The sequence below is a fragment of the Methanolobus sp. ZRKC2 genome (assembly GCF_045291185.1).
Classification (GTDB): Archaea; Halobacteriota; Methanosarcinia; order Methanosarcinales; family Methanosarcinaceae; genus Methanolobus.
The window spans coordinates 981337-1006769 of the sequence record NZ_CP146980.1 but is presented as its reverse complement, the minus strand read 5'-3'; the positions used below and the strand labels follow the sequence as shown (position 1 = coordinate 1006769).

23 protein-coding genes and 1 tRNA gene are annotated in these 25433 nt (G+C 42.0%); 12 read left to right on the top strand and 12 right to left on the bottom strand.

Annotated elements, in window-relative coordinates; translation table 11 throughout:
• The first annotated feature begins 200 nt into the window (after window positions 1–200).
• Window positions 201–827 carry a tetratricopeptide repeat protein gene (locus V7O62_RS04675; protein ID WP_406657855.1) on the top strand — a complete coding sequence of 209 codons (627 nt, stop codon included), beginning with the start codon at window positions 201–203 and terminating at the stop codon, window positions 825–827.
• A gap of 3 nt (window positions 828–830) precedes the next feature.
• On the opposite strand, the gene V7O62_RS04670 is transcribed toward V7O62_RS04675, so the two are convergent.
• Together V7O62_RS04670 and V7O62_RS04665 are read right to left on the bottom strand one after the other, a co-directional pair.
• A complete protein-coding gene (locus V7O62_RS04670; RefSeq protein WP_406658340.1) occupies window positions 831–2069 on the bottom strand; it encodes an MBL fold metallo-hydrolase in 1239 nt (412 codons plus the stop codon).
• 21 nt (window positions 2070–2090) lie between these two features.
• Complete coding sequence (locus tag V7O62_RS04665; protein WP_406657854.1) at window positions 2091–4316, bottom strand: DNA topoisomerase I; 2226 nt, start codon at window positions 4314–4316, stop codon at window positions 2091–2093.
• A gap of 706 nt (window positions 4317–5022) precedes the next feature.
• On the opposite strand from V7O62_RS04665, the gene V7O62_RS04660 reads away from it, so the two are divergent.
• The 3 genes from V7O62_RS04660 (at window position 5023) to V7O62_RS04650 (ending at window position 7420) form a co-directional block, all read left to right on the top strand.
• On the top strand, window positions 5023–5715 hold the full coding sequence (locus tag V7O62_RS04660) for a hypothetical protein (protein ID WP_406657853.1): 693 nt from the start codon (window positions 5023–5025) through the stop codon (window positions 5713–5715).
• 11 nt (window positions 5716–5726) lie between these two features.
• A complete protein-coding gene (locus tag V7O62_RS04655; protein WP_406657852.1) occupies window positions 5727–6635 on the top strand; it encodes a YcdB/YcdC domain-containing protein in 909 nt (302 codons plus the stop codon).
• 146 nt (window positions 6636–6781) lie between these two features.
• A complete protein-coding gene (locus V7O62_RS04650) occupies window positions 6782–7420 on the top strand; it encodes a hypothetical protein (protein ID WP_406657851.1) in 639 nt (212 codons plus the stop codon).
• A gap of 158 nt (window positions 7421–7578) precedes the next feature.
• Here the strand turns inward: V7O62_RS04650 and V7O62_RS04645 are convergent, their stop codons facing one another.
• From V7O62_RS04645 to V7O62_RS04635, 3 genes are read right to left on the bottom strand one after another with little or no spacing between them, the layout of a single operon-like run.
• Window positions 7579–8082: a ferritin-like domain-containing protein gene (locus tag V7O62_RS04645; protein WP_406657850.1), complete on the bottom strand. Its 504-nt coding sequence runs from the start codon at window positions 8080–8082 to the stop codon at window positions 7579–7581.
• Window positions 8083–8115: 33 nt separating this feature from the next.
• Window positions 8116–8769, bottom strand: coding sequence for a peroxiredoxin (locus V7O62_RS04640; protein ID WP_406658339.1), 654 nt, complete (start codon window positions 8767–8769; stop codon window positions 8116–8118).
• A 20-nt stretch (window positions 8770–8789) separates the two neighbouring features.
• Window positions 8790–9191: a Fur family transcriptional regulator gene (locus V7O62_RS04635; RefSeq protein WP_406657849.1), complete on the bottom strand. Its 402-nt coding sequence runs from the start codon at window positions 9189–9191 to the stop codon at window positions 8790–8792.
• Between the two features lie 261 nt (window positions 9192–9452).
• Here V7O62_RS04635 and V7O62_RS04630 point away from each other — a divergent pair, with 261 nt between their 5' ends.
• The gene (locus tag V7O62_RS04630) at window positions 9453–10229 is read left to right on the top strand and encodes an exodeoxyribonuclease III (RefSeq protein ID WP_406658338.1); all 777 of its coding nucleotides are present in this window, start codon (window positions 9453–9455) and stop codon (window positions 10227–10229) included.
• Window positions 10230–10236: 7 nt separating this feature from the next.
• Here the strand turns inward: V7O62_RS04630 and V7O62_RS04625 are convergent, their stop codons facing one another.
• Window positions 10237–10695, bottom strand: coding sequence for a TIGR00725 family protein (locus tag V7O62_RS04625; protein WP_406657848.1), 459 nt, complete (start codon window positions 10693–10695; stop codon window positions 10237–10239).
• A gap of 35 nt (window positions 10696–10730) precedes the next feature.
• Window positions 10731–11243: a DUF367 family protein gene (locus V7O62_RS04620; protein ID WP_406657847.1), complete on the bottom strand. Its 513-nt coding sequence runs from the start codon at window positions 11241–11243 to the stop codon at window positions 10731–10733.
• A 144-nt stretch (window positions 11244–11387) separates the two neighbouring features.
• Between V7O62_RS04620 and minD the strand changes: the two genes are divergently transcribed.
• From minD to V7O62_RS04600, 4 genes are all read left to right on the top strand, one after another.
• The gene (minD, locus tag V7O62_RS04615; protein WP_406657846.1) at window positions 11388–12176 is read left to right on the top strand and encodes a cell division ATPase MinD; all 789 of its coding nucleotides are present in this window, start codon (window positions 11388–11390) and stop codon (window positions 12174–12176) included.
• Window positions 12177–12263: 87 nt separating this feature from the next.
• Window positions 12264–14369, top strand: coding sequence for a type II/IV secretion system ATPase subunit (locus V7O62_RS04610; protein WP_406657845.1), 2106 nt, complete (start codon window positions 12264–12266; stop codon window positions 14367–14369).
• Complete coding sequence (locus tag V7O62_RS04605; RefSeq protein ID WP_406657844.1) at window positions 14362–15285, top strand: type II secretion system F family protein; 924 nt, start codon at window positions 14362–14364, stop codon at window positions 15283–15285. The genes V7O62_RS04610 and V7O62_RS04605 overlap by 8 nt, the downstream gene beginning before the upstream one ends.
• A gap of 1 nt (window position 15286) precedes the next feature.
• Window positions 15287–16279, top strand: a complete 993-nt coding sequence (locus tag V7O62_RS04600) for a type II secretion system F family protein (RefSeq protein ID WP_406657843.1) — start codon at window positions 15287–15289, stop codon at window positions 16277–16279.
• A 14-nt stretch (window positions 16280–16293) separates the two neighbouring features.
• Here V7O62_RS04600 and V7O62_RS04595 read toward each other — a convergent pair whose 3' ends face one another.
• On the bottom strand, window positions 16294–16872 hold the full coding sequence (locus tag V7O62_RS04595) for a FumA C-terminus/TtdB family hydratase beta subunit (RefSeq protein ID WP_406657842.1): 579 nt from the start codon (window positions 16870–16872) through the stop codon (window positions 16294–16296).
• The gene (locus tag V7O62_RS04590) at window positions 16872–17708 is read right to left on the bottom strand and encodes a fumarate hydratase (RefSeq protein ID WP_406657841.1); all 837 of its coding nucleotides are present in this window, start codon (window positions 17706–17708) and stop codon (window positions 16872–16874) included. Before V7O62_RS04590 ends, V7O62_RS04595 begins: the two co-directional genes overlap by 1 nt.
• A 302-nt stretch (window positions 17709–18010) precedes the next feature.
• Between V7O62_RS04590 and V7O62_RS04585 the strand changes: the two genes are divergently transcribed.
• Window positions 18011–19312 (top strand): hypothetical protein, encoded by a 1302-nt coding sequence (locus tag V7O62_RS04585; protein ID WP_406657840.1) that lies wholly within the window; start codon window positions 18011–18013, stop codon window positions 19310–19312.
• 107 nt (window positions 19313–19419) lie between these two features.
• Here the strand turns inward: V7O62_RS04585 and V7O62_RS04580 are convergent.
• A tRNA-Leu gene (locus tag V7O62_RS04580) sits at window positions 19420–19505 on the bottom strand.
• Between the two features lie 222 nt (window positions 19506–19727).
• Between V7O62_RS04580 and V7O62_RS04575 the strand changes: the two genes are divergently transcribed.
• Window positions 19728–19961 carry a winged helix-turn-helix domain-containing protein gene (locus V7O62_RS04575; RefSeq protein ID WP_406658337.1) on the top strand — a complete coding sequence of 78 codons (234 nt, stop codon included), beginning with the start codon at window positions 19728–19730 and terminating at the stop codon, window positions 19959–19961.
• Between the two features lie 38 nt (window positions 19962–19999).
• Here V7O62_RS04575 and V7O62_RS04570 read toward each other — a convergent pair whose 3' ends face one another.
• Complete coding sequence (locus V7O62_RS04570; protein WP_406657839.1) at window positions 20000–20485, bottom strand: hypothetical protein; 486 nt, start codon at window positions 20483–20485, stop codon at window positions 20000–20002.
• A 146-nt stretch (window positions 20486–20631) separates the two neighbouring features.
• Between V7O62_RS04570 and V7O62_RS04565 the strand changes: the two genes are divergently transcribed.
• On the top strand, window positions 20632–24054 hold the full coding sequence (locus V7O62_RS04565) for a DNA polymerase II large subunit (RefSeq protein ID WP_406657838.1): 3423 nt from the start codon (window positions 20632–20634) through the stop codon (window positions 24052–24054).
• 4 nt (window positions 24055–24058) lie between these two features.
• Here V7O62_RS04565 and mmp10 read toward each other — a convergent pair whose 3' ends face one another.
• Complete coding sequence (gene mmp10 / locus V7O62_RS04560; protein ID WP_406657837.1) at window positions 24059–25291, bottom strand: methyl coenzyme M reductase-arginine methyltransferase Mmp10; 1233 nt, start codon at window positions 25289–25291, stop codon at window positions 24059–24061.
• Between the last annotated feature and the right edge of the window lie 142 nt (window positions 25292–25433).

The following is a 25433-nucleotide window of genomic DNA, read 5'->3' as shown; positions in this document are numbered from 1 at the left end:
GCCAGGTTAGTTGCTGACAGCAGGTACTTGTTGTTCCTGATTATATATGCAAAGAATGTCTCTGAGTAGGCTTGTTAGTGGGTAACTGATTTCTATATGTCAATAAGCTTATATACACTAAAATCCTGCAATAATATTAACATGTTCTTTAATGAGCATATTTATTCATTCATATCGTAATCTCGGAGTTGGTTGGCGGGATGGAAAACGATACCCCCGAAGAGTGGTTCAAACTGGCTTTTGAAGCCGAAGATCCGGAAGAAAAAATAGAATATTTTGATCTCATACTTAATTGTAAAACCTTGAATCCAAAATTATGGAGCCGCGAGGCCATCGCACTCGTGTGGAACAATAAAGGTATTGCATATTCTTTTATGGGAATGTATCGTGAATCACTGGAATGTTTTGAGAGCTCTCTTAAGTTCAACAAGAATGATGCTGATGTTTGGTACAATATGGGAGTCGCTCTTTTTCACCTGGGGAGATTTGAAGAGGCAATCAAGTGCTACAACAGGATTCTCTCAATTGATCCCAGAAATGATAATGCATGGATAAACATGGGTGATGTTCTTGAGTACATGGGAAACCACAGTGAGGCAATAAACTGTTACAGCAAGGTCCACAAAGAAATAGAACTTGACAATAAGTTCGCTATTGTCTGGAATAAAAAAGGACTCGTCTATTTCGGTATCGGTCTCTATAAGGATGCTGCTGAGTGCTTTTCAAAAGTTCTCAAAATCGACCCTGAACATGCCGAAGCTGTGGAGTATCTCGGGATTGCCATGGAAGAAGCCAAAAAAGAAAACAACAAGATGATACGTGCCTGAACCTTATACTGTGAATTCATCACCGAGTTCTGGTGCATACGCATCTACGCCTATTTCTGTTCTTATCCATTCGGCAAAGTTTTCTGTGTCGTCTCCATGCATGGTAAAGACATTTTCGGTGCCCCTGTCACAGAAATCGGATACTATTTCTTTCAGTTCCTTGTCTCCGCAATGAGCCGAGAAATCATATTGTTCTACCTTTATCCCGAGCTGCTGGATTATGCCATCGTTATCTATGATTCCGTTATCGACAGCTAATCTTCCATTTGTTCCCTCGACCTGGTAACCTGTGATCAGTATCTTGGATTTAGGGTCTTTGAAGACCTTTTTAAGGTAATACATTACAGGTCCCCCGTTCAACATCCCGGCTGTCGTAACTATTACTGAGGAATCCAGGGGTACCTTTCCTCTATTGCTGCCGTTTACTGTAGTTGCGTGACTAAAGGCTCTTTTCAGGTGTGTAGGATTGCGCAGGCAGTGCGGATATTTCATCATTAGCTTGTAAGCGGAAACACCCATTCCGTCAACATATGCCCTGATGCCGTGTGCATCGAGAAGCATGAGTATCTCCTGAGTTCTTCCGATTGCAAAGGCAGGGATGATCACATTGCCGCCGATGTCAAGTGTGTCTCTTAAAGAGTCTATGAATGCTTTTTCGATCTCTTTTCTTGGAGGGTGATCTTCTCCGAAGTAGGTACTTTCGATAAGCAGGGAATTTGCATCTGGAAAATCCGTTGCACCGGAAACCAGTCTGGTGTCCAGGGTGTTTATATCGCCTGTATAGAACAGGCTTTTTGAATCCTTTCCTTCAAGATATATGGAAGCAGCACCTGGTATATGGCCGGCGTCAAAGAACTGTGCCTTGTATCCATGTGTATGGAATTCAACACCAGGATCTATCGCGTTTGTCCTTTCCATGAAACGGGAAAGGTCCATACTGTTAAATGCGGCATCTTCTCCTTTCTTATCTGCAATCTTCAAAGTGTCCCGGGCAAGCATACTTGCAAGTTCGAATGTCATGGGTGTCATGAAGACTTCAGGTGCTATATCCATAAGATTGGGAACAGCTCCTGCATGATCAAGATGTGCATGCGATACAAGTACAGCCTCAGGCCTTGAACCATTGAGAGGGTATTCGATTTTTTCTCCCGGTTTTAGACCGTAATCCAGCATGATCCTGTCGTCGACGAGGACTGCCGAACGCCCTACTTCCCTTGAAGCACCTTTGAATTTTAAGTTCAGCTCAATCACCTTTTTTGCCTTTCAGGCAATAGCATCCTGCCAGCTTCTGATTTTTTTGACAGGAATATTCGTGGTTTTCGCCAGTTCAAATGCATCAACTGCTACAAGATCATTGACATCGGATACTCCCGCGCCCTCAAGCTTTTCTGCGGTTACCTTGCCAATTCCCGATATATCGGTTATCTTCTTAGGTTTGATCTTGCCATTATTGTTCTTTTTCTCTTCTTCCTGGGTTTTTTGCCATTCCTCGAAATTGCATTGGGGACATCCTAGTTTCCACGGCCTCTTTCCCGAATTGATAATGGTGATATGGTAAAGGTCATGATCCTCGCATATTTTATCCGTAACAATGACTTTACCTCCTCTTGGTAGGGGTAATGCGAAATTACAGTCAGGGTATCCTTCGCACCCGATGAATCTGGAACCTTTCCTGGACCGCATTACCATCAGGTTGGAACCACAGTCAGGACATTTGCCGATGATTTTATCTTCTCTCAGGCCTGCCCGGAGCGCTTCGCTGACATTTTCCTTATTGTCCTCAAGTTCTTTAAAAATAGAGAATAGCATCTCACGCGACTCACTCAGGACTTCTTCCTCCGGGATCTCACCTTCGGCTATCCTGTCCATATCGACTTCCAGCTTGCTGGTCATGTCATGCTTTGAGATCGTGGGAGCAAATTTCTCCAGTGCCTCAACAACCGCATAGGCAGTCTTTGTAGGCTGGAGGGGATTTCCGTGGATATATGCCCTGGAATATAATTTGCTTATTATCTCGTGTCGGGTCGCTTTTGTACCAAGTCCGAGCTCTTCCATGATGCGTATGAGTCTGCCCTGTCCGTATCTTCCTGGAGGTTGTGTTTCTTTGGCCTGAACTTCTTTATTTAGGACTTTGAGTTCATCTCCTTCCTGAAGTTCTGGAAGCAACCTGTCTTCAGGTGCATTGTAATGATAGTACCATCTCCATCCCGGAACTACAAGTCGTGCACCGTTGGCCTTGAATTCTTCAGAGTCGATATCAAACCTTGCCTTTATTGTCTGCCACTGTGCAGGTTCGGCAAAGGTAGCAAAGAAACGTCTGACAACTAGTTCATAGACTTTCCATTCCTGCTCGTTTAGTTCTGACTTCTTCGCCAGGGATGCAGGGTAAATAGGCGGGTGATCTGTTGTTTCTTTTTTACCCCGTGTTGGTTTGAGTTCTTTTTGCTCAAGTAGTTTCTTAGCATATTCCTTAAAAGGCCCCTTGCTGAATACCTCAATCTGTGTCCTCATATCAATGCTTTCGGGATACACCGTATTGTCGGTCCTGGGGTAGGAGATAAAACCATTCATATAAAGTGATTCAGCGATCCGCATTGCATTTGCGGCCGTAAATCCGATAGAACTTGCCGCACTGATAAATTCAGTGGTATTGAATGGAGTGGGTGGCTTGTCTGTTTTTGTAGATGTGGTAATACTCGAAACGGTAGCCAGGTCTCCTAACTTCTGAAGTATCTCGTCTACTTCTTCCTTATTCCAGAAACGACTGGTTTTGTGCTCGACCTGGAATGTTTCTCCTTTTGCAGTTTCCAGGTTTGCAGAAAGTTCCCAGTAAGGTTTAGGCACAAACGCCTCTCTTTCTTTTTCCCGTTCAACTATAAGGGCAAGTGTGGGTGATTGTACTCTTCCCACGGAAAGGAACATGTTCCCAAGACGTCCGGCAGCAAGAGAAATATAGCGCGTCAGTGAAGCACCCCATACAAGATCGATAACCTGTCTAGAGTGACCTGCATCAGCCAGATTGAAATCTATTTTTGTCGAGTTTGAGAATGCTTCCTCTATCTCCTTAGGAGTGATGGCACTGTAATGTACACGGTCAAACTTGAGTTCGGAATTGACATTTTTTAATATCTCAAGAGCCTCGACTCCTATAAGTTCTCCTTCCCTGTCGTAGTCAGTAGCTATGGTTACTTGCGTAGCCTGTTTTCCAAGCTTCTTGAGAGCTGATACGATCTTAACCTGTGTGGATGCAGTAATGATCTCAGCATCTATGAGCTCTTTAGACTCCACTTTCTGCCAGTTGTTATAGGCTTTCGGAAAGTCGAGTTTCACAATGTGTCCGCTAAGTCCGATGAATATCTTTTTATCTTCTTCCGAGCCAAACTCGTAAGTGTCAACCCCGCTAACACGTACCTGTTTCAGCTTCTTAGGAGCAAGGATATTTGCTATCCTTTTTGCTGCAATGTGTTTTTCTGCTATGATGAGATGCATGTTATCTCCAAAGTCCCTCGTGAAATGAATAATAGAAGATTTTTCAGGCCAAGACATAATAAAAATTATTGTATTATGTGGCTTTTCAACATTTTATTTTAAAAAACATCCTGATAAATATATCTATCGCAATCAAAATAAATTAATTAGATTTGTGTACAGTTGTGAAGATCAGGCATTGAATTAACAATTTCAGGTTTTGCAGGTTGATTTAAGGAATTATTACAGAATGTTGGGGAAAATTCATTCAAAATTTCAAGGCCACCAACGAATTTTTTTAATAATCGGGGCAGACTGGTGATATTCTGGATTATTATGGTGGTTTACGTTTGTTCGCATGGACTAGGTTAAAAGGATGGAGTTGAGAAGAATCTGGGATCAGATCATGGGGTTCTTTTTGAATGTTGCTTATAAATAAGTCACTTTTCAATGGCACTAGTATGTGTTTTTATGATTTTTAATTGAAACTAAGATACTGCTATTCAGTACTTTGTGGAAATTCAGTATAAGTGTTGTTGCGTTTATGGCCATAATGAATAAATACTAAAACTGAAAAAATAACATTGTAAATATATGTTATTGGATTCAAATAACAATTGCAAAGTAGGCTTGAATCCGGTAAGCCTTGAGGCAAGAGCATGGATAACTTTGATATTTTAAAGTTTACGCATCTTGCCTTGATATTAACGAAAAGAGGTAAGAAAGAATGAAAACACAAACAATAACATTGAAATGTGCAACTATTTTTTTTTTGTTGTTGATGCTTGTTGCACCGGCAGCTTCCACCCCTGATGCCATGTTGGATCGAAGTCGCACACAGTTTGGTGATACAAGTGCCAGTACAAACAACTATATTGATGCAAGATTTGGTGAAGTCAAGAATGATCTTTTTTTGATATCTGATATTTCAATAATATCAGACTATCAGTCTGGAACCTTAAGCGACTATGATTTCATAAATGGAATTGATCTTCTCGATGATACGACAGACGTGAATGTTGTTTTGATTCATACACATGGGGGAACATCTTTGTTATCAAGCTATCTATGTTTTAAAGATGATAGTAAATTATATGACTCTGATGTAAACAGCTGGATGGATCAGCGGAATGGAGGATTCATATTTGCAGGAGCATGTAAAAGTGCAAAGTATACTGACCTAGGCAATGAGTTTATTGATGAAGGCTTTGATACTTTTTTTGGATACAAAGATACTGTTTTTACTCTGCATAATGCTCGATTTTATGCAGCATTCTTTGACTTGGGCACATTCACAAACGTTGACGTTTCCCAGGCAGCTAGATACGCAGAAGATGAAGTTGAAGATGAATTTGGTGATGCAACGGATGTTGCAGATAATAGGTTCATAGGTAATTCAAATCTGTGCTTAAGGACTTAAGGAGGAATTTTATGAAAATAATGCGAGTTCTTATACTTGGTTTGCTACTGTCAAGTGCAATATTCGTAGCTTTTGCTTCTGAAGAAGGGGCCACAATATTTACAAAAGAAGATGTGAAACAAACAAAATATCTCGATCAATCAACTATGAATGTAGATATTACTCTTGAAGATGTAAAAGCAAATTTGCTTTCTGAGAATCCGGAAATAATTTCGGAATCTATTGATGGGGAACTAATTGATAAGGATAAATTTGGAGTGATCTGGCAAGTAAGTGCAAAAACAATTAATGAAAAGAGTATTGTCATGGGAATTGACGCATCTAATGGGGAATTAGTTTTTGTTTATGATGGATCAAAGAGTGTACGAGGCGTTGACAAGATAAGTGAAAAAGAAGCCTTAAGCATAGCAGAAGAATATGTTCAATCCAAAGTATCAAATGAATTGATAGATACTATTGAGCTTGAAAAGGTAAATTACAGAGAGCCAGTTGCTGCTGATTTAGCTGGAGTCTATAAAGTAGATTATGCTAGACTTATTAATGGAATACATTCTCTTGATGGAATACAAATAAGAGTTAATGCAGAAACCGGTGAAGTTTCAACCTATCGTAAAACATGGTCCATTGATTCGGATAAGGTGACACTTGTTGATACAAAACCAAGTATTACAAATGAGGAATCTGTAGAGATACTTAAAAAATATATGAGCAATATTCCGCAGATAGGAGAAGAAAAGGCAGAAACTGTTAATGTTACTTCATCTATGTTATCTTGGAAAGAGGATAATGATGAAATTCATTTAGCATGGAGAATACAATTCCAAGATTCGACTTTTGTAGCAGATGACAGTTCTTCGGCATCAGCTTGGATTGACGCACATTCAGGAAATGTAATACTATTTGATTATGAGAGGGATTAAGACATCAGTTTGGAAGGGTCCTAACCCTTCATTTTTTTTTAGTTTATGCAATTTTCCAGAAGGAATGTATTTAGATTATATGTAAAATTTCATTCCTGCAATAGTTAAACATACATGTATTAATGTTACTTTTACGAGGAAGTTATGTGAATGCAGACAAAACACGTATAATAATCCTTATATTAATATTTACAATAGTTGTGATAATTTCTTTTATGGGGAATGTATTTTCTCCTAAGCATAATGTAAGTGAGAAAGAAGCTTTGGAAATTTCAGAGCAATATCTTCAATCCAAGGTCTCAACTGAAATATTAAATGACGTTAAGCTTGAGGACATAAAATATAGAGAACCTGCCGCCGCTGACTTGCCTGGCTACTACAAAATTAGTTACAGTAGAATTATCCGGGGAATTCAATCTCTAGATGGGATACAGTTAAGAGTCAATTCAGAAACCGGTGAAGTTTCAAGTTATCGCAAAACCTGGTCTGTAGATGAAGATGAGACAGAACTAATTGACACGGAACCAAGCATTTTGGATGTTGAAGCTGTTGAACTTCTCAAAGAGTATATGATAAATGCGCCTTATATAGGTAAAGAAAAAGCAGATACAGTTGAAGTGATTTCATTGATGTTATCTTGGAAAGAAGACAATGATGCTAAAATGCATTTGGTATGGAGAATCAGGTTTAAAGATTCAACATTTGCATATGATGACTCTCCTGCTACAGCATGGTTAGATGCACATTCGGGTGAAATGCTGCTACTTGATTATGAAAGAGATTAATTTTAGAAAATGTCTACTATTAACCATGCAGGACTGCAGGCTGAGTAAAAATAGTATGCATCGCTGGTACGTGGTACCTATTCATGCATTTAAAAAAGATAGATGCATCCCCTGCGCTGCTTTAAGCACAGGGAATGCCAGGATAAGACCACTCCTGCTTATTTTTTTTGGATGAGCTCGATGTCTTCAAGAACTGCCTGAAGATCATCTTCATGCTCTATTTCGTCGGTAAGGATCTGGAGTACTATATTGTAGGTTATAGGATCCTTATCTTTGACCATGCTTAATATTGAATTGTAGGTCTGGATGGCGCACTGCTCTCCCTTGATATTCTGCTCAAGGACCCTTTTAACGAAAGGATCTGTTGGAGCATCATACCCACAATTCGTCATCTTTTCCCAGTTATACGGGGAAAGGATCGGGGTTCCGCCAAGCTGTAAGATCCTTGTCGCAAGCATGTCGGCATGTCTCAGTTCATCTGTTGCATGCTGAATGAGTTCAGCAGCAGCCTCTTCTTTCATAGGTCCTTTAATTACCTTTGCGCCTACCCAGTATTGGTAGTAAGCAAGCCACTCATCAGCAAGTGCCTTATTTAAGGATTCGATCAATCCGTTGACATCTACACCGAGTGCTTCAAGCAGTTGTACTCCTTTTGTTCCCATTTTGTCACCTGTGAATTTTAGGATATAGGTTAATTATGACTGTTTCCTGAAGCACATAAACCAGTCAAGGCAGTATTTTCCCTCTTCCTCTGACTCCACTCTTTCCTTTGCGGTTCCACATGAGCCAGGTGGTGGGATTATGACATCCTCTCCGGGTTGCCAGCTGGCAGGAGTTGCAATGTTTTCAGCATCTGATTTTTGCATGGCCTGCAGCAACCTCTTGATTTCATCCATATTCCTTCCGTTAGAAAGCGGATAGTAAAGTATTGCCCTGATCTTGGCCTTCGGGTCCATTATGAAAACTGCCCTGACAGCCTGTGTGTCTGAGGCATTGGGCTGAACCATGCCGAATTTCTTTGCTACATCCATTTTGAGATCAGCTATGACAGGGAAAGTTATCTCTACTCCTTTCATTCCCTTGTACTCTATCTTCTCTTTTATTGTTCTCAACCAGGCTATGTGGGCATATATGCTGTCAATGGACAGTCCGATCAGCTCACAGTTCATTTCTTTGAATTCATCCTGCATACTTGCAAATGTCATGAACTCGGTGGTACACACCGGAGTGAAATCTGCAGGATGGCTGAACAGGATTACCCATTTGCCTTTATAGTCTGCCGGGAAATTGATCTCCCCGTTGGTTGTCTGTGCTTTGAATGATGGCGCATCATCGCCGATAAGTGGCATTGTTACAATGTCTTCCATATCTAATCCTCCGTACATTTTTTACATATTCCATAGAAATTCGTATCTGTTGTCTCCACTTCGAAATCCTCTATTTCCCCTGCTATTTTCAGGGAATATTCCGTTAGTTTCTCCGATTCGTAATCGGATATCTTTCCGCACCCAATGCAAATGATATGATGATGCGGTATGAGGTTTGCCTCAAATCTTGAAACCCCCTTAATATTCACCTCCTTGACAAGACCCTTTTCTGCCAGGAACCTGAGGTTCTTATAAACAGTGGCTTTACTTATTCTTGTCAGTTTTTTCCGTACTCCTTCATAGACATCATCTACAGTCGGATGACCGTCGAATTTCTTAAGGAAATCCAGGATCTCAATCCTCTGGTTTGTGTACTTGATGTCTTTTGATTCCATTTCTCTCATGTCTTTTTTTGTGTTTGTCCAGGTTTATAATGGTTTTGCTTTTAGTTAGCAAATGTCATTTGACATGCAATACTAAGTAATAATTATTGTTATTTAACTCTTTTTATCAGAGGATATATAATTCTATATAGTTTTGGGGATTTCACTAGCATAAGTAAGTATCTTGATGCGTAGCCTCTCTGGAGAATGTTTGATATCCAACAGGGCAAACTTAATTAGATGTGTGATTCCCAATAACTAAAAAAAATTCATGCAGGTATGATGATGAAAAAGATCAGGATAATCTCTTGGAATGTCAATGGCATCCGTGCAGTTCAAAAGAAAGGTTTTCTGGAGTGGCTAAAGAAAGAGCAGCCCGATATTCTGTGCATTCAGGAGACAAAGGCCCAGAGGGAACAGCTGAACAGTGAACTGCTGGAGGTTGAAGGCTATAACAGTTATTTTGCATCCGCAGAGAAAAAAGGTTACAGTGGTGTTGCAATTTATAGTAAACTGGAACCTGAGAATATCAAGTGTGGATTTGGTATTGAGAAGTTTGATCGTGAGGGAAGAACTCAAATCGTCGATTACGGAGATTTTGTATTGTTCAACATTTACTTCCCCAATGGTAAGGCATCGAAGGAAAGGCTGGAGTACAAGATGGAGTTTTATGATGCCTTCCTGGAATATGCTGATACCCTGAAGGGAAGGGGCAAAAAACTGGTTATTTGCGGGGATGTTAACACTGCACACAAAGAAATAGATCTTGCACGTCCGAAAGAGAATGAAAAGATTTCAGGTTTCCTTCCTGAGGAAAGGGAATGGATAGATAAGTTGCTAAGTCATGGTTATGTTGACACTTTCAGGCACTTCCATAAGGGGCCCGAACAATATACCTGGTGGAGCATGCGCACGCGGGCTCGGGAAAGGAATGTTGGCTGGAGGATCGATTATTTCTACGCAAGTGAGAATGCAATGGGAAATATATCCGATTCCTATATACTATCGGATGTTGTGGGTTCTGACCATTGTCCCATTGGGCTGGATATTGAGATCTGACTATGTGTTACAGCGAACTTGCCGCATTCAAGGCGAGTTCAACGGCTTCTTTTGGGGAGCTTGCTTTAATCGTACCCTCGATTTCCCATTTTGATTCGAGGGTTACGACTGTTTTACCCATTTTTAGGGAGAAGGCTATTTCTGAGAGGGTTCCGTATTCTCCTCCGACAGCTACCAGGGCATCACAGGATTGTGCAATGATAGCATTTCTTGCATGGCCCATGTTGCTGAGAATGGCAATGTCAATGTAGGGATTCGCACTCTGTCGACTACAGCCTGGCACGATTCCCACGGTTGTGCCGCATGCTCTCTTTGCTCCTTTTGCAGAAGCTTCCATGACTCCTCCGAGTCCTCCACATATCAAAAAGGCACCCCTCTTTGCGATCTCGTATCCCACTTCTTCGGCCTTTACCTGCAGGCCTGCAGCACAAGTGCTGGCACCGATTACTCCTATTTGTATTTTCATGATTCTAACCCTGAGTAATTTGTATGGCTATCAGCTTAAATGTACTCGCTTTGTATTCTTAATATTTCTTTGCTATCCTTTGCGGCTGAATATTCTTCCAACGGTTCATGGTTCAGTTCTAAAAATGTATGTCCCCAGTTGAATTTACCCATTACTGCTCGTGCCTGTTGTTTATTGCCTATTATGTACAGTGCCGCAGCAAAGGCTTCTGCTGATGTAAGTTTGAATGGTTTTCCAAAGTTCACAGGATTGCCTGCAACTAAAAACGGAAGTGCTCGATGCTGTAGGTTGAGCCTGACAAGCTGTGGAAACACCTCTTCTACATGCTCCCACGAACAATCAAGTACAGTGATCCCTTTTCCTGTAGAATCTTGTGGCGACAGGGCTTTTTCCGCCATTGGATCCAATAAGATTGATTCTCTGGGTATCTTGTTCACTCTTTCAAACATCTTCACAAGCTTGAAGCGGGCCATTTTCTTTCCTGTGCATTTTTTGGGATCACACTGGCTTGCATGATAAATGAAGAGTTTGATTTCTTTTTCATCCATAGTCTGCTCTGTTGGTGTTATCCTATAAATTGCTTGGTCCTACCAAAGTCAACATTCAAATTATTATAGATATCTTTTTATATTTATACTACGTTTTTTAACTAAATATATTTATATTATACTAGTTTGACTCAGGGGTGTTTCATGACCGTAAAAATATACTCTATCATATCGGGAAAAGGTGGTACCGGCTCTACCACTGCTGCTATTAATATCGGAGCTGCTCTTGCTGGATTTGCAAAGAAGACACTTGTCATTGACGCGGATCTGGGTATGCCTACTGTAGGACTTATGCTTGGCCTTGAGACAAAGGCAACACTACATGATGTTCTCTCTGGAGATGCTGATATCGAGGACGCCATCTACGACGGACCTAACAACATGAAAGTATTGCCGGGAAGTATGTCTCTGCATAGTTTCATGAATACAGATTCCAGTAAGTTGAAAAACGTAATTGAAGGTGTCAGGGAAAAGTTCGATTTTATACTCATCGATTCTCCTACGGGAATCAGCAAGAACTCACTGTCGGTAATCTCCCTTGCTGATGAGATTATACAACTCATGAATCCTGACATTGCATCTCTTGCCGGTGCAATGAAAGTTAAGGCAATCTCAGACTCTATGAATAAACAGTTCCTTGGGGCAATGGTGAACAGAACCGGGGCAATAAGTAATGAGCTGAGCAGTGAGCGTATTGAGACCACACTGGGTCTCAAAATCCTTGAAAATCTTCCTGAAGATCCCAATGTTAAAAATTCGGTTGCATTCAAGGCACCGATGGTGGTTAAATATCCAGGTTCTCCTGTATCAGTAGGTTTTAACAGGCTTTCTGCGGAAATTGCAGGTATCAAGATTCCTGCTATTGAAACATTTGTTGAGGAAAAAAGCAATCAGAAGAAGAGCAAAAGAACATTATTGTCTATGAAACGATAGTGAGGTCTGTCATTGTGCATTCCAAGGGACAATATGAGTTGCTCGGTACCCGGGTTCGAGATCAGATGTTGATTGGGGCTGGTAATAATGAATGATGGGATACTTAGAAAAAAAGGTGGCAAAAAAGATTCTTCGGATTTTCCGGAAGATGACTGGGGGATTGAGGTTTCCGCACCTTCAGCTAATTTTGAAGAAGGTTTGCCATCAGATGATGTAGGAATAGAAGAAGAACTGTCTGCAGAGATGCAGGTGGAGAAAATTGTAAATCCGCCTTCAGAAGGAGAAAGTGGCTCTTTTTTGCCGCAAGAATTTTCTTCTTATGGAAGTGATTCTGAGGAATGTCTGGCTGACGATAATACCTCTGAAGCTGTACCTCTTGTTGATGATGATTCATCTGTGGATGAACTTGCAGACCTGATACTTCCTTCTGATGAGGTAGTAACTATTGAGGAACTGAAAAGCAAGGTAGATTCGTCCTTATCGGATACTGCATATGAAGATAAGGTATCCGAAGAATTAGAATTCAAATGGGAGCAGGTAGCAAAAGAGATATTTGCGGAAGAGCTCGTTGAGGAAGAAACAGATGTAGATGAAGAAGAATCTGAGACTCTCATAGATCGCATCAACAAGCTTTTTGCAAGAAAAAAGATCAACGATGATCCCTACAATATGATTGAGCATGGTCCGATTGTTGATTTTACTATCCCTGCAGATAGTCCGTATAAGGAAGTAGAATTGTACGAGGTGAATCCTCCTTATGCATATGTAAGGATTGCCTATAATCCGGACTCTCACGAATTCCAGTACCAGGCACTTGAGCCCATACTTACGGAGAAAGAAGAGGAACTCCTTGATGCCATCAAACTGAAGTTCGTAGAAACCCTCGATATAAACCTTAAGGAAATATCCAGGGAGAATGCTGAGATTTATCTGCGTGGCAACATAATGTCATATCTTCGGGAGTATCAGATCAATATATCTCCTAAAAAGCGTGAAAGGATAATGTATCACCTGATTCGGTCTTACGTTGGATATGGTGAAATTGATCTTCTGATGAGGGATGATAATCTTGAGGATATTTCCTGTGATGGTCCGAATACCCCTATTTACATTTATCATAAGGAATACAATTCTATTCCTAGCAGTATAGAGTTTACAAGTGATGATGAACTGGATTCTTTTGCCATAAGGATTGCACAAATATGTGGCAGGCATGTCTCTATAGCAAATCCACTTCTGGATGCTACAATGCCTGACGGCTCACGTATCCAGCTAACTTTGGGCAGGGAAATTACCACACGTGGAAGTACTTTTACTATCAGAAGATTCAAAGATAATCCGATAACCCCTACTAATCTCATTGACTTCCATACATTCTCCACCGCAATGATGGCTTATCTCTGGCTTGCAGTTGAATCCAACAAGAGTCTTATTTTTGCAGGTGGTACGGCGTCAGGAAAGACAACTGCAATGAATGCTGTTTCACTTTTCATTCAGCCAGAAATGAAAATAGTGTCCATAGAGGACACAAGAGAACTTAATCTTTCTCACCCCAACTGGATTCCCGGTGTTACAAGACAGTCTTTTGCAGGTGGTGGAAAAGGTTCTATCGAAATGTATGAGCTGCTGAGGGCATCCCTGAGGCAGAGGCCAGAGTATATTCTTGTGGGTGAGGTTCGAGGAGCTGAGGCTTATGTGTTATTCCAGGCAATGTCTACAGGACACACTACATTCTCTACAATGCATGCAGATTCTGTACAGTCGGTTGTTCACAGGCTGGAAAACCCCCCGATCAATGTTCCAAGGATTATGATCCAGGCACTTGACCTTGTATCTATTCAGGTCCAGGTGAAGGTTGGCGAGGAGCGTGTCAGAAGATGTAAGACGCTGACAGAGATAGTGGGTGTTGACCCACGAACCGGTGAATTGCTTACCAATGATGTATTCTCATGGGATGCTTCAAGGGATATGTTCCAGTATTCGGGAAGGTCCTATGTGGTAGAAAGTGTTATGGAGAGCAGGGGCTGGACTGAGGAAAGAGTGCGTGAAGAGTTGAAACGCCGTCAGGATATTCTGGAGTGGGCCCGTGATAAAAAGATCGTTCACTTCAAGGAATTTGCAAAGATCGTGGTCACATACAACCGTGAACCTGAAAAAATAATGAAAATTATAAGGCAGGATCTTTATGGCTAATCTCTACTTTACTTTTGCGTTCAACATATTCGGGGAATATTACTCGCAGAAAAGGTTAGAATATTTTAATCTTCGTCATAACCTGTTAAAGAACAGGATGGATATCTCGTATGATACCTATCTTTCGGGTACGTTGCTAACTTCCATACTCGGCTCGATTGTTTCTCTTATGAGCTTTGTTTTTTTAATCTCGCTAATCGGGGTTCCTGATTTCAGGGCGACAAGGCTTACGTTTCCGGCATGGACAGGTCCCTATCTGGAGTATAAGGCTTTTGTGTTTGCCATAATTGGTGGCATCCTTGTCATGGGAATAGTTTTCCTTGTAATCTATCGCTTATTCCTGATGTATCCGGTACTGATGGCAAGTGAAAGGAGGGGAAAAATTGACATCATGCTTCCTTATGCTGTAAACTACATGTCTGCAATGTCAGGTGCAGGTGTGCAGCCTGTTGAACTTTTCAGGTCTCTTGCAAATAACCCTATTTATGGTGAAGTGTCAACAGAATATCGTTATCTGGTACGTGACCTTGAAGTGCTTGGTACTGATCTTGTAACAGCTATGAAAAACCTTTCACTGACAACTCCTTCTACAATGTTACAGGATTTTCTTCAGGGAGCGATAACCGTTGTAACTTCCGGGGGAGAGCTTGAAACCTATTTCCAGATAAAAACTGAGCAGTACCTTATGGAAAACAGGCAGCGTCAGAAAGAGTTTCTGGAAACTCTGGGACTCCTGGGTGAAACTTATGTAACTGCTTTTGTGGCAGGCCCTCTTTTCCTGATAGTCGTTATATCCATTATGTCAATCATGGGAAATGCAGAAATGATTTTCTTGTACCTGATAATCTATGCGATAATTCCGATTGGCAGTATTATGTACATTGTTCTAATAAGCAGTATGACCCCGGAGACCTGATATGAATATCAATTATTTGTTCAAAAAAGACCTTCCTTACGATTATTTGAGCCTTACCGAGGAAGAGCTGTGTGAACTTGAAGACTCTGTTGTCGGCAAAAAAATGGATGAAGCAAGGAAAAATGCAATTTTGAAGGAGTTTATCAAGGATCCGGGAACTACACTCTTCAGAAATCCGGAATATGCATTTATTCTCAGCGTTCCTGCTGCTTTACTGGTATTCATATTCGGAATGTTCATTACATGGGGTACACCGCTAATTGATGATGTTATCATCTTCACTGCATTGATTACTATTACGCCTCCTGCAATTGCTTATCAAAAAAAGTACCGTTATACGGATAAGACCGAGGAGTACCTGCCGACTTTTCTGAGGGACATCTCTGAAATGAGCCGGGCCGGTCTGACACTTCCAAGGTCAGTTAACACGGTTTCCAAAGGAGAATACGGAGCTCTTACTACTGAAGTCAAGAAAATGGACCTGTCAATGTCATGGGGTGTTTCCTTTGAGCAGACATTGAAGAATTTTGCCAACAGGGTACCAACTCCGATCATACTTCGATCTGTTTCCCTGATTACGCAGGCAAGCAGGGCTGGAGGGCGTGTTTCATCTGTACTGGAAGCTGCAGCCCGTGATGCAAGGGAAGTGAAGCTGCTTGAACAGGAAAGGCGTGGAAACATGATGGTCTATGTGGTCATCATCTATATGTCATTCTTTGTCTTCCTCTTTGTGATAGCAATGCTGACATCAGCATTCGTACCAACCATGGCAGAAGCCGGTAAAGCCGCTTCAGCAGCAGGAGCAGGCAATCAGTTCATCGGCTCATTTGATCCTGCTCATTACACAAGGCTTATGTTGCATACTGCAGTAATCCAGGGTTTCATGAGTGGGCTTGTTGCAGGTCAGATGGGAGAAGGTGCTGTTTCCAGGGGACTTAAGCACTCCATTGTTATGACAATGGTAGCCTGGATGGTTTTCACGTTCCTGATTTAAAGCCTGATTAAGATTCAGGACTCAAGGTCGGAGAGTACTTCTCTGGCTTTTTCTTCTATTTTTGAAAAAAGGTCATTGCATTTTGTATCAATTCCTACAATAAGAGGACCGAAGTTTTCGACTTTAAGTTCCCAGACAGCTTCGGGCATTCCAAGGTCCGGCCAGTGGACGGTTTGGACATCTTTTATGTTCTCTGCAGCAAGGGCTGCACAGCCTCCGGTGAATGCAAGGTAGACACACCTGTTTTTCAGTGCTTCTGTGACATTTGCCATGCCACCTTTTCCTATCAATGCAAGTACTTTATGTTTTTCCAGAAGTTGCGGTGTCATCTTTGACATGCGTGCGCTGGTGGTGGGACCTGCTGCTACAACTTCCCATTTTTCTTCTTTATTCTGCATGAGGGGTCCGCAATGGTAAATAACCGCACCTTCTAGATCAAAGGGAACTTCTTCTCCCTTTTCAGTTAGTTCAAGTATGCGTGCATGAGCTTCATCCCTGGCAGTGAGTATCGTTCCCGTAAGGTAGACAACATCTCCGATGTCCAGCCTGACAATATCTTCTTTCTGTAAAGGAGTATTGAGATAGTACTCCATTATTCATCACTTCCCAGTGTAACAGATGCATGGCGGTTGGCCCAGCACTGGATATTCACCGCCACGGGAAGGGAAGCTGTGTGACAGAATGCTTTCTTCACATGCACTGCAAGGGCGGTGGTATCTCCTCCAAGTCCCATCGGCCCGATTCCAAGGGAATTAATGTCATCAAGCAATTCGCTTTCAAATTTATCCATGTTATCCATATTTTCCAGCAGGGCGGATTTTGCAAGTCTTGCTGCTTTGTCAAATGAACCCCCGATGCCTACACCGACAACGATTGGCGGGCATGGCTTTCCTCCTGCATTCAAGACAGTTTCAAGGATGAATCGCTTAATATCTCCTGTCTCTGTGGGGTTAAGCATTTTTAGAGAACTCATGTTCTCAGAGCCAGCTCCTTTTGGTGCCACAGTGATCCTGATTCCTTTTCCGTCCCTTAATTCGTATTTGATGTCAGGTATTCCATCTCCGGTATTATTGCTGCTGTTATGTCTGCTTAGAGGGTCAACTGCGTTTGGACGCAGGGGAATTGATTCAGTTGCCTGTCTTACTCCTTCGACTATTGCATCTTCAAGATTGAATTCAAGCCTGGCTTCCCTGCCGATCTCAACAAAGAAGATAAGTATTCCCGTATCCTGACACACAGGTATGCCATTTTTCCTTGCAATCTCGATGTTCTTGAGTATGGCTTCCAGTTGTGCCTTTGCAACAGGTGACGATTCTTTCTGCCTTGCAGCTTCCAGAGAATCCACAACATCCTGAGGAAGGACAGTTTCGGCACTCTTCAATATGTTAACGGTAGCAGTAACAACATTTTCATAGGAAATATCTAACAAAAAGAATCACCTTTGGTGTATGGCGCAGGATTGGATCTGACTTGCTGAACGCCTGAGTTAGTGTAATTGGAGTATTCTGGCATTTCAGGTTAGTAGGGTCTTATGTTATTTATTTTGCTGCTATTATATCAAGGGTTGTGATTTACTCTGAATTTGCTTTTTGTGAACACAGAATAAGCTCAAAGGGCTGTGATCTTTCTACTTTTTTTGTTCACGGGTAGAACTATATAAAAATAGTAGTATATTTCTCATAACCTATTGTAAATAGCTCATATTAATTCTGGTGCTAAGAAGCTGATAATATGAATACAAAAATAGCCACCACATTGATCCTTGGATTAGTTCTGGTCAGTGTATCTTTTTTCATGTTGGATTCAAAAGAAGCCGGATCGGATTATGAATCAGTTAAGGAATTGGATAACAAACCGAATGTCAAACCAGTTGCTGAGTTGAATAGCCAGTACAATATTGAACAGGCGATATCTGATAGAGCTCAGGAAAATACGATTGCATTTGATGCTTTAGCTTTTTTTACAGGAGATACCTGTGCTGATTCCTTCCTTCCTCCCGGGAAAGTGGCGGATTTTTTTGGATATCAGTATTTAAGAGATAACACTCCGGATGGTATGGGCCATAATACTGATTTTGTGACAAACAGTGCTAACAATGTACTTTTTATCTTAAATGAAGAGCAAAAACAGCAGATGATTGATCTTGCCGGATCACAGAATGATCTTGTAAATGAGTATGCTTACAAACGGTATCAATTGCTTGTGGCTTTCAGGAAACAGCTTGAAGATGACATCCCGTCTGGAAGCACTGGGTTAAGTAAGGAAGCTGTAATTGAATACTCTGAAGAACTTTATCTGATTGATGCAGAGATCAGCATGCAAAGAGCTGAATTGTTTGGGAATATTATAAAATCCCTTGATGATGAACAAATAAAATTCTTAGATTCAATGGTCGAAGGAGGCTTTGATTCATGGGAAGCAAGGGAAGATCAGGTGGATAAACGGAGCCTTTCCCATGATGAACATGTTCTGGTTATGACATACGCAAGTGAGATGTTTTCCTGGTATGCAGGCTCGGTTGAAGCAGACACTTATTTTTGTCCCGAACGCCATGCAACATATTTTGGATCATTTTACATGAAAGACGCACCTGCGATGGGTAAAGCAGGCTATGTGATCGATGAAACTGTAACAGGTGACAAAGGAGAGGAATTGCTGACTTTGCTGAAAGAGCCCCAGAGAAATTTAGTAACGGATCTTGTTGACATCCAAAGAGATAATCTGAACGACATCGTAGATGTCAGGGAAGACATTTCGATCGAACTCAGGAAATACCAGACACAGGATAGCATTAACAAAGATGCGGTCAGGTCTCTGGCAAGACAATACGGAGCTTATGATGGAGAGAATGCTTATCATTATGCAATTAACTTTGCAGAGGTCGGAGATACTCTGACAGATGAACAAATGGATGAATTGATGGAATTAAGGGATCTGGAAGATTATCCCTGTGAAGAACATAAAATATATCTTTATTCTGAAAAAATAGATCGTCCAGAGATCGGAAACACTGATTTTTTGTTTGGAGTTTAAAGTTGATATCAAAAGGAGCTATCTGATGAGCTCCTAATACTTTTTTTGATTATATATGAGTTTCTCAATAAGTAGTACATTACAAAATTAGAATGCATTGTTAAATCTGGTGCGGGAGAAGGGATTCGAACCCCCGAACGCCTACGCGAGCAGATCTTGAGTCTGCCACCGTTGACCGCTTGGTTACTCCCGCAATTGAGTATTCGGTCTTTGTACAGCGGTATTAATTATAAATCTATCTATTGTTCTTTATACCTACTGCTCTCTGGAAGACCGCAAAAGTTATCTTCTCTTCTCTATTTCTATTACGAAAGAATATTCAAAAACGATTAGGTTAAATATCTGTTTATCAATATTCTTTACTAAACAGATTGGTATTTAATGGGGTCTGTAATTTGAATTAGATGCGGGGGGCATTTTTATTAGAAGGAGTAGATTAGACATTACACTCGCTATTCTGAAAATCGCTATGAATGGCGCTAAAAAGACACAAATAGTCTATGGGGCTAACCTGAATTCAACAATAGCGAACAAGTATCTTGAAAGGTTAGAGGACAAGCAATTGATAGAGCAAAAAGGTAATATGTTCATTACAACAGACAAAGGGCGTGTATATAAGGACCTGGCCAGCGAACTTGATGTCCGCTAGCTACATAATCGTTTTTTAATAAAGGATTAAAGGCCAATTTATGCAATTCCCAAAAAGTCTGATAGTTTAAACAGAACGTTTGCGACCTGGAATTTGATGGTACCAACGAGACCTATTGGCTCGACTATGATATTCTCGCTTTCAAGTGCATCACTGAAAGACTCAAGAGGTTTTTCGGATGCCAGCAGCTCGTAAACAGTGTTCTCTTTTACTGTAACCTTGACGGTAGCTTCTATATTATTTTCTGGATCAAATTCTTCAAAAGTTGTTATCAGGGCGTTCTCGGTTACTGCTTTAATATGAAGTTTGGAACCATCATCCATCTCTATCAGGAGATATATTACTTCATTTCCAAGAGTATTTTTGAGCAAAGAAGGTACATGATCGGTATTTTCATTATATTCGTTAACCATCATGTCTATCTCATTGAACACATCAGCGCTGGCAGGCTGCATAAATATTGTCATCAAAAGCAATAGCGTAAGCAATGTTTTTTTCATTGTTATTCCTCCCATCTTATCCATTATTCAGTCATCCCACGATGCATATATATTTGTTAATTATATATTAAATAGTAATCTGTAGTTTTTATATCATACAATACTTTTTATCTTCGAATGCGTACATGCATAGGTTATACTCATTATAGGTTCGATGCAGAGGTTCATAAGTGGGCGAGATAGTAGTCAGTGACTCAATGAAGGCTTATTTCGAAGGGCTTGAGTCCAAACTGAGGCAAGAAATCGAAATAGCAAACCGGGCACGTTCAAAAGGCAAGGACCCAAAACCCTCAATAGAAATCCCTCTTGCCAAGGACCTTGCTGACAGGGTGGAAAATCTCATTGGCGTTAAAGGTGTAGCCGAGCAAATACGTAAGTTCGAAGAAACCATGTCTCGTGAGGAGGGAGCCCTCGCAATCGGCAAAGCAGTTGCAGAAGGTGTCGTGGGTGAATTTCCTTCCAAAGCTGCTGCTATTGAGGCTGCTATCCGTGTTTCAGTTGCCATGCTCACAGAAGGTGTGGTTGCTGCTCCCATTGAAGGCATCGACCGAGTGGACCTCGATAAGAATGACGACGGTACCGAATTCATAAGAATTTATTATTCAGGTCCTATACGCAGTGCAGGAGGTACGGCCCAGGCTTTATCCGTGCTAGTGGGTGATTATGTACGGCGTGCTGTGGGTATTGACAGGTATAAGCCCCGCAAAGAGGAAGTTGAAAGATACGTTGAGGAGATTCTCCTCTATAGGCGTGTGGCCACCTTGCAGTACACGCCTACTGAGGCGGAGATCAGACTCATAGTCGAGAATTGTCCCATATGCATTGACGGAGAGCCCACCGAGGCAGAAGAAGTGGAAGGCCACCGTAATCTTGAAAGGGTACCGACCAACAGGATACGTGGAGGGATGGCCCTTGTGCTCGCAGAAGGTCTTGCCCTGAAGGCTCCGAAGGTACAGAAGCATGTGAAGAAACTGGAGATGGATGGCTGGGAACTGCTTGACAAACTAATCTCCGGTACAAAAAGTAGCGGCGGGGATTCAAAAGAAGAGTCAAAGGGCGTTAAGCCCAAAGAAAAGTATCTTGCAGATCTTATTGCAGGAAGGCCGGTCTTCTCCCACCCCATGCGTCCCGGAGGTTTCAGGCTCAGGTACGGGCGCTCGCGGAACACGTCTTTTGCTGCAGCCGGTATAAGTCCTGCAAGCATGTTCCTTCTGGACAGCTTTATAGTGGCAGGTACCCAGCTAAAAGTAGAGCGTCCCGGAAAAGCGGCAGGTATGGCTCCTGTGGATTCTCTGGAAGGGCCAACGGTGCGGCTGAATTCAGGGGATGTTATAAGGGTAGATGATGAGGAACTTGCTCTTGAAATCTATTCTGAAATAGAGCACATTATAGATATAGGTGAGATTCTCATCAACTATGGAGATTTCCTCGAGAATAACCATCCCTTGGTACCTTCTTCCTACTGTCCCGAATGGTGGGTGCAGGAGTATGAAAAACTGGTTTTGGGAGAAAAATTAGACGAATCTGTTATCAGGTGTCCTGAACAGGAAGTCGCACTCGGCTTATGCGACGATCATAAAGTACCGCTGCATCCCAAATTCACATATCTCTGGCATGATATCAGGCTCGATGAACTGTCAGCACTATCGTTATTTGTTGCAGAGCACGGTTCCATCGATGACAATCTTTCCTGTCTTGCACTTCCTTATGACCTTGCTCTTGAAAAAGATATCAAGACAATCCTTGAAAATCTGCTGGTGCTGCATACTGTAAATGATGGTAAGATCTTAATTACAGAACCAAGGCCGTTTATCAGATGCCTTGGCCTGGACGACAGCCTTGGCAAAACATGGGATATCCTTCCCTCGGATGACACTCTGGAGGCCGTATGCGGAATAAGTAATCTTACGGTTCGTGCTCGTGCTCCTATCAGGATCGGTGCGAGGATGGGGCGTCCGGAGAAATCCAACAAGAGGAAAATGTCTCCCGCACCTCACGTTCTGTTTCCCATAGGGGAAACCGGAGGCAATACAAGAAAGATGGAGAGTGCTGCCGGGTATAAATCTTCTATGAATGGCAAGGTGGGTCTCATCCGGGTTGAACTGGGTAACCGTGTTTGTCCTTCCTGCGGAAAAGACAATTATGAACATCGTTGTGATTGCGGAGAGTTCACAATTCCCCGGTTGTTCTGTCCCCGATGCGGCATCGCTTCCCAGAAGGAGGAATGTCCCAAGTGTGGTACAAAAACAACCTGTGTGAAGATGCAAAACATAGACTTCAAGAGGATTTACCAGAAGGCCTTCGAGAGACTTGGTGAAAGGGACAACATCGAATTGAAGGGCGTCAAGCGTATGATGTCCAAACATATGACGCCAGAACCTCTTGAAAAAGGCATTTTAAGAGCAAAACATGAGTTATTCACTTTTAAAGATGGTACAGTTAGGTACGATATGTCGGATATTCCTCTGACACATATCCGGCCTGATGAGTTGGGAGTGTCTGCTTCAAAACTGAAAGAGATCGGTTATAGTGAAGATGTCTACGGCAATCAGTTGGAACAGGATGACCAGGTGATCTGTCTGAAAGTGCAGGATCTTGTTGTCTCATATGATTGCGCGGAATATCTTTTGCGTACAATGCGCTATATTGACGATCTTCTCGTCAAATACTATGGTGAGGAGCCCTACTATAAGGCTGAGAGCAGGGATGACATGGTAGGAGTAATGCTTATGGGACTTGCACCCCATACCTCTGCAGGAGTACTCGGCAGGCTCGTGGGATTTACTAAAGCATCCGTGGGTTATGCCCATCCGTTTTTCCATGCAGCAAAAAGGCGTAACTGCGACGGGGATGAAGACTGCGTAATGCTACTTTTGGACGGCCTGCTAAACTTTTCCCGTGACTATCTCCCCGAGAAGAGGGGTGGGAAGATGGATGCGCCTCTTGTGCTCACCACCAGGATAGATCCCAGCGAAGTGGACAAAGAGGCACATAATATTGATGTTTGTGATCACTATCCTCTGGAATTCTACGAGGCCACCCTCGAGTATACCAATCCCAAGGAGTTTGAGGACAAAATGGATCTTGTAAGCGGAAGGCTTGGAACTCCTCTGCAGTATGACAACTTCAGGTTTACGCACCACACTACGGACATTGCAGCCGGCCCCCTGAACAGTGCCTATAAGACGCTGGGTAGTATGGTAGAGAAGATGGATGCACAACTTGCCCTCGCAGACAAGGTACGTGCTGTGGATGCCTCCAATGTAGCAGAAAGGGTACTTGTCTCTCATTTCCTTCCGGATATGTTCGGGAATCTGAGGGCGTTTTCCCGGCAAGGTACAAGATGCCTGAAATGTGCAGCCAAGTTCAGGCGTCCTCCACTCACGGGAACCTGTCCTAAATGTGGCGGCAAAGTGATTCTTACAGTCCATGAAGGAGCTGTCAAGAAGTATCTTGAAGTTTCCAAGCTTGTAGCTGAAAAATACAATGTTTCTGATTATACAAAACAGAGGATAGATCTCATCGGCCTGGATATTAAATCACTGTTCGAAAATGACAAAGCCAAGCAGATGGACCTGATGGAATTTATGTAAATTTTTATTCGGGTGCAAGCCCGCAAGCATTAATCTCGTGTATGAGTTCCGTAAATTGTTTAATCTCGAAATCAAGGACTTGTTTCTTGGTCATTCCAATGGACATTTCTCCATCATAGGATAGCATTTCGGGTCCTCTGCGCACTAATCTGTCAATACCGTCACGTGAGAGTACTTCTTTTGCTTCAGGGTCATGGACAAAGGCCCTGCCCGGAATTATCACAGTCTCTTTGATATTGGAAAGGTCCAGTACTTCCAGATCCTCGATAGTTATAAGACAGCCGATATCTTTTCCCACAGGTACTACATTGACATTGCTTCCTAGTTTCTCGAACACAACTCTGAGCCTGTCTGCTGCTGCCCTGCTTGTTAATAATGTTGCTTCTTTATCGATTCCGGGAAGTTCTGCAAGTGCCTCTTCTTCATTTCTTATGGCAAAAGGTGAACCTATCAGGGGGTCTTCCAGGGGTGTTCCTGTTATCCGCATGTTGTAGCTTTCAGCGGCATTGCGGACAATATTCGTGAATTCGTCGATGCTATGGCTTTCAATTTCTCCTATTACAGGTGCGTTTCCAAGTATCAGGCCCTCTTCGCATTTGTTGGCAAAACGCATTAGTATGGCGCCTTTTGCACCCATTTCTTCCAGATCGTCAAGTGTCTTTTTGAGTTCTTTTCCGTCATTTATTCCCGGTATTAACACAATGGCAGCATAGACGTCACAGCTTGCGCAGAAATCCCTGAGTACTTTAAGTGATGCCTCGGGTTCGGAGTCATTCATGTATTTTCCCCTTATTTCCGGGTTGGTTGAAAAAACAGTAAATGAGACTTCAGTTACACCGTAGCCTATATAGAACTCTGCTTCGTTCCCTTCGCTAAAACCTTTACCGCTGGTGTATCCAAGATGAATAGGATAACCGAACTGGGATAGATTGGCAACCAATGGCATGAGTTCAGGGTAACAGCTGACATCTCCTCCTCCACTGATGGTTATCTTGTCAATGTCTCCTGAACTGAAGTTAATCTTCTGGTAAGTTTCCTGAAACACGAACTGTGCAGGTTTGAAACCTGAATAAGCTTCTCTTACGCCTCTAGTGCAGTAGTCGCAACCTTTCTTGAAAGGAAAACAGTACTTACAACCGAAAGGTGGAACTTCCCTTACCTTTTTGAAATAACAATAGGTACAGAATCCTTTACAGTCAATACCAGGGTTTCCGCCCACATCTGCCGTGATTTCCATAATATTTTTGTAAACAATATATGTCTTACTTAAACTTTTGTGGTGAATTTCATCGTGTAAATAAATATATGGTAGTTTAATATAGTTATCTCAACATAAGAAATTATTTTTTTAAAAAAATTCATTTAGTCCCCGGCGGTTA

What these genes read in the sequence shown, in the direction of transcription:
- V7O62_RS04655 (WP_406657852.1), top strand. Translation starts at nt 5,727, where the DNA reads ATGAAAATAATGCGAGTTCTTATACTTGGTTTGCTACTGTCAAGTGCA.
- V7O62_RS04570 (WP_406657839.1), bottom strand. Translation starts at nt 20,485, where the DNA reads ATGGATAAGATGGGAGGAATAACAATGAAAAAAACATTGCTTACGCTA.
- V7O62_RS04625 (WP_406657848.1), bottom strand. Translation starts at nt 10,695, where the DNA reads ATGAAAATACAAATAGGAGTAATCGGTGCCAGCACTTGTGCTGCAGGC.
- V7O62_RS04605 (WP_406657844.1), top strand. Translation starts at nt 14,362, where the DNA reads ATGGCTAATCTCTACTTTACTTTTGCGTTCAACATATTCGGGGAATAT.
- V7O62_RS04635 (WP_406657849.1), bottom strand. Translation starts at nt 9,191, where the DNA reads ATGAGAGAAATGGAATCAAAAGACATCAAGTACACAAACCAGAGGATT.
- V7O62_RS04610 (WP_406657845.1), top strand. Translation starts at nt 12,264, where the DNA reads ATGAATGATGGGATACTTAGAAAAAAAGGTGGCAAAAAAGATTCTTCG.
- minD (WP_406657846.1), top strand. Translation starts at nt 11,388, where the DNA reads ATGACCGTAAAAATATACTCTATCATATCGGGAAAAGGTGGTACCGGC.
- V7O62_RS04640 (WP_406658339.1), bottom strand. Translation starts at nt 8,769, where the DNA reads ATGCCACTTATCGGCGATGATGCGCCATCATTCAAAGCACAGACAACC.
- V7O62_RS04620 (WP_406657847.1), bottom strand. Translation starts at nt 11,243, where the DNA reads ATGGATGAAAAAGAAATCAAACTCTTCATTTATCATGCAAGCCAGTGT.
- V7O62_RS04600 (WP_406657843.1), top strand. Translation starts at nt 15,287, where the DNA reads ATGAATATCAATTATTTGTTCAAAAAAGACCTTCCTTACGATTATTTG.
- V7O62_RS04585 (WP_406657840.1), top strand. Translation starts at nt 18,011, where the DNA reads ATGAATACAAAAATAGCCACCACATTGATCCTTGGATTAGTTCTGGTC.
- V7O62_RS04665 (WP_406657854.1), bottom strand. Translation starts at nt 4,316, where the DNA reads ATGCATCTCATCATAGCAGAAAAACACATTGCAGCAAAAAGGATAGCA.
- V7O62_RS04675 (WP_406657855.1), top strand. Translation starts at nt 201, where the DNA reads ATGGAAAACGATACCCCCGAAGAGTGGTTCAAACTGGCTTTTGAAGCC.
- V7O62_RS04630 (WP_406658338.1), top strand. Translation starts at nt 9,453, where the DNA reads ATGATGAAAAAGATCAGGATAATCTCTTGGAATGTCAATGGCATCCGT.
- V7O62_RS04595 (WP_406657842.1), bottom strand. Translation starts at nt 16,872, where the DNA reads ATGGAGTACTATCTCAATACTCCTTTACAGAAAGAAGATATTGTCAGG.
- mmp10 (WP_406657837.1), bottom strand. Translation starts at nt 25,291, where the DNA reads ATGGAAATCACGGCAGATGTGGGCGGAAACCCTGGTATTGACTGTAAA.
- V7O62_RS04660 (WP_406657853.1), top strand. Translation starts at nt 5,023, where the DNA reads ATGAAAACACAAACAATAACATTGAAATGTGCAACTATTTTTTTTTTG.
- V7O62_RS04645 (WP_406657850.1), bottom strand. Translation starts at nt 8,082, where the DNA reads ATGGGAACAAAAGGAGTACAACTGCTTGAAGCACTCGGTGTAGATGTC.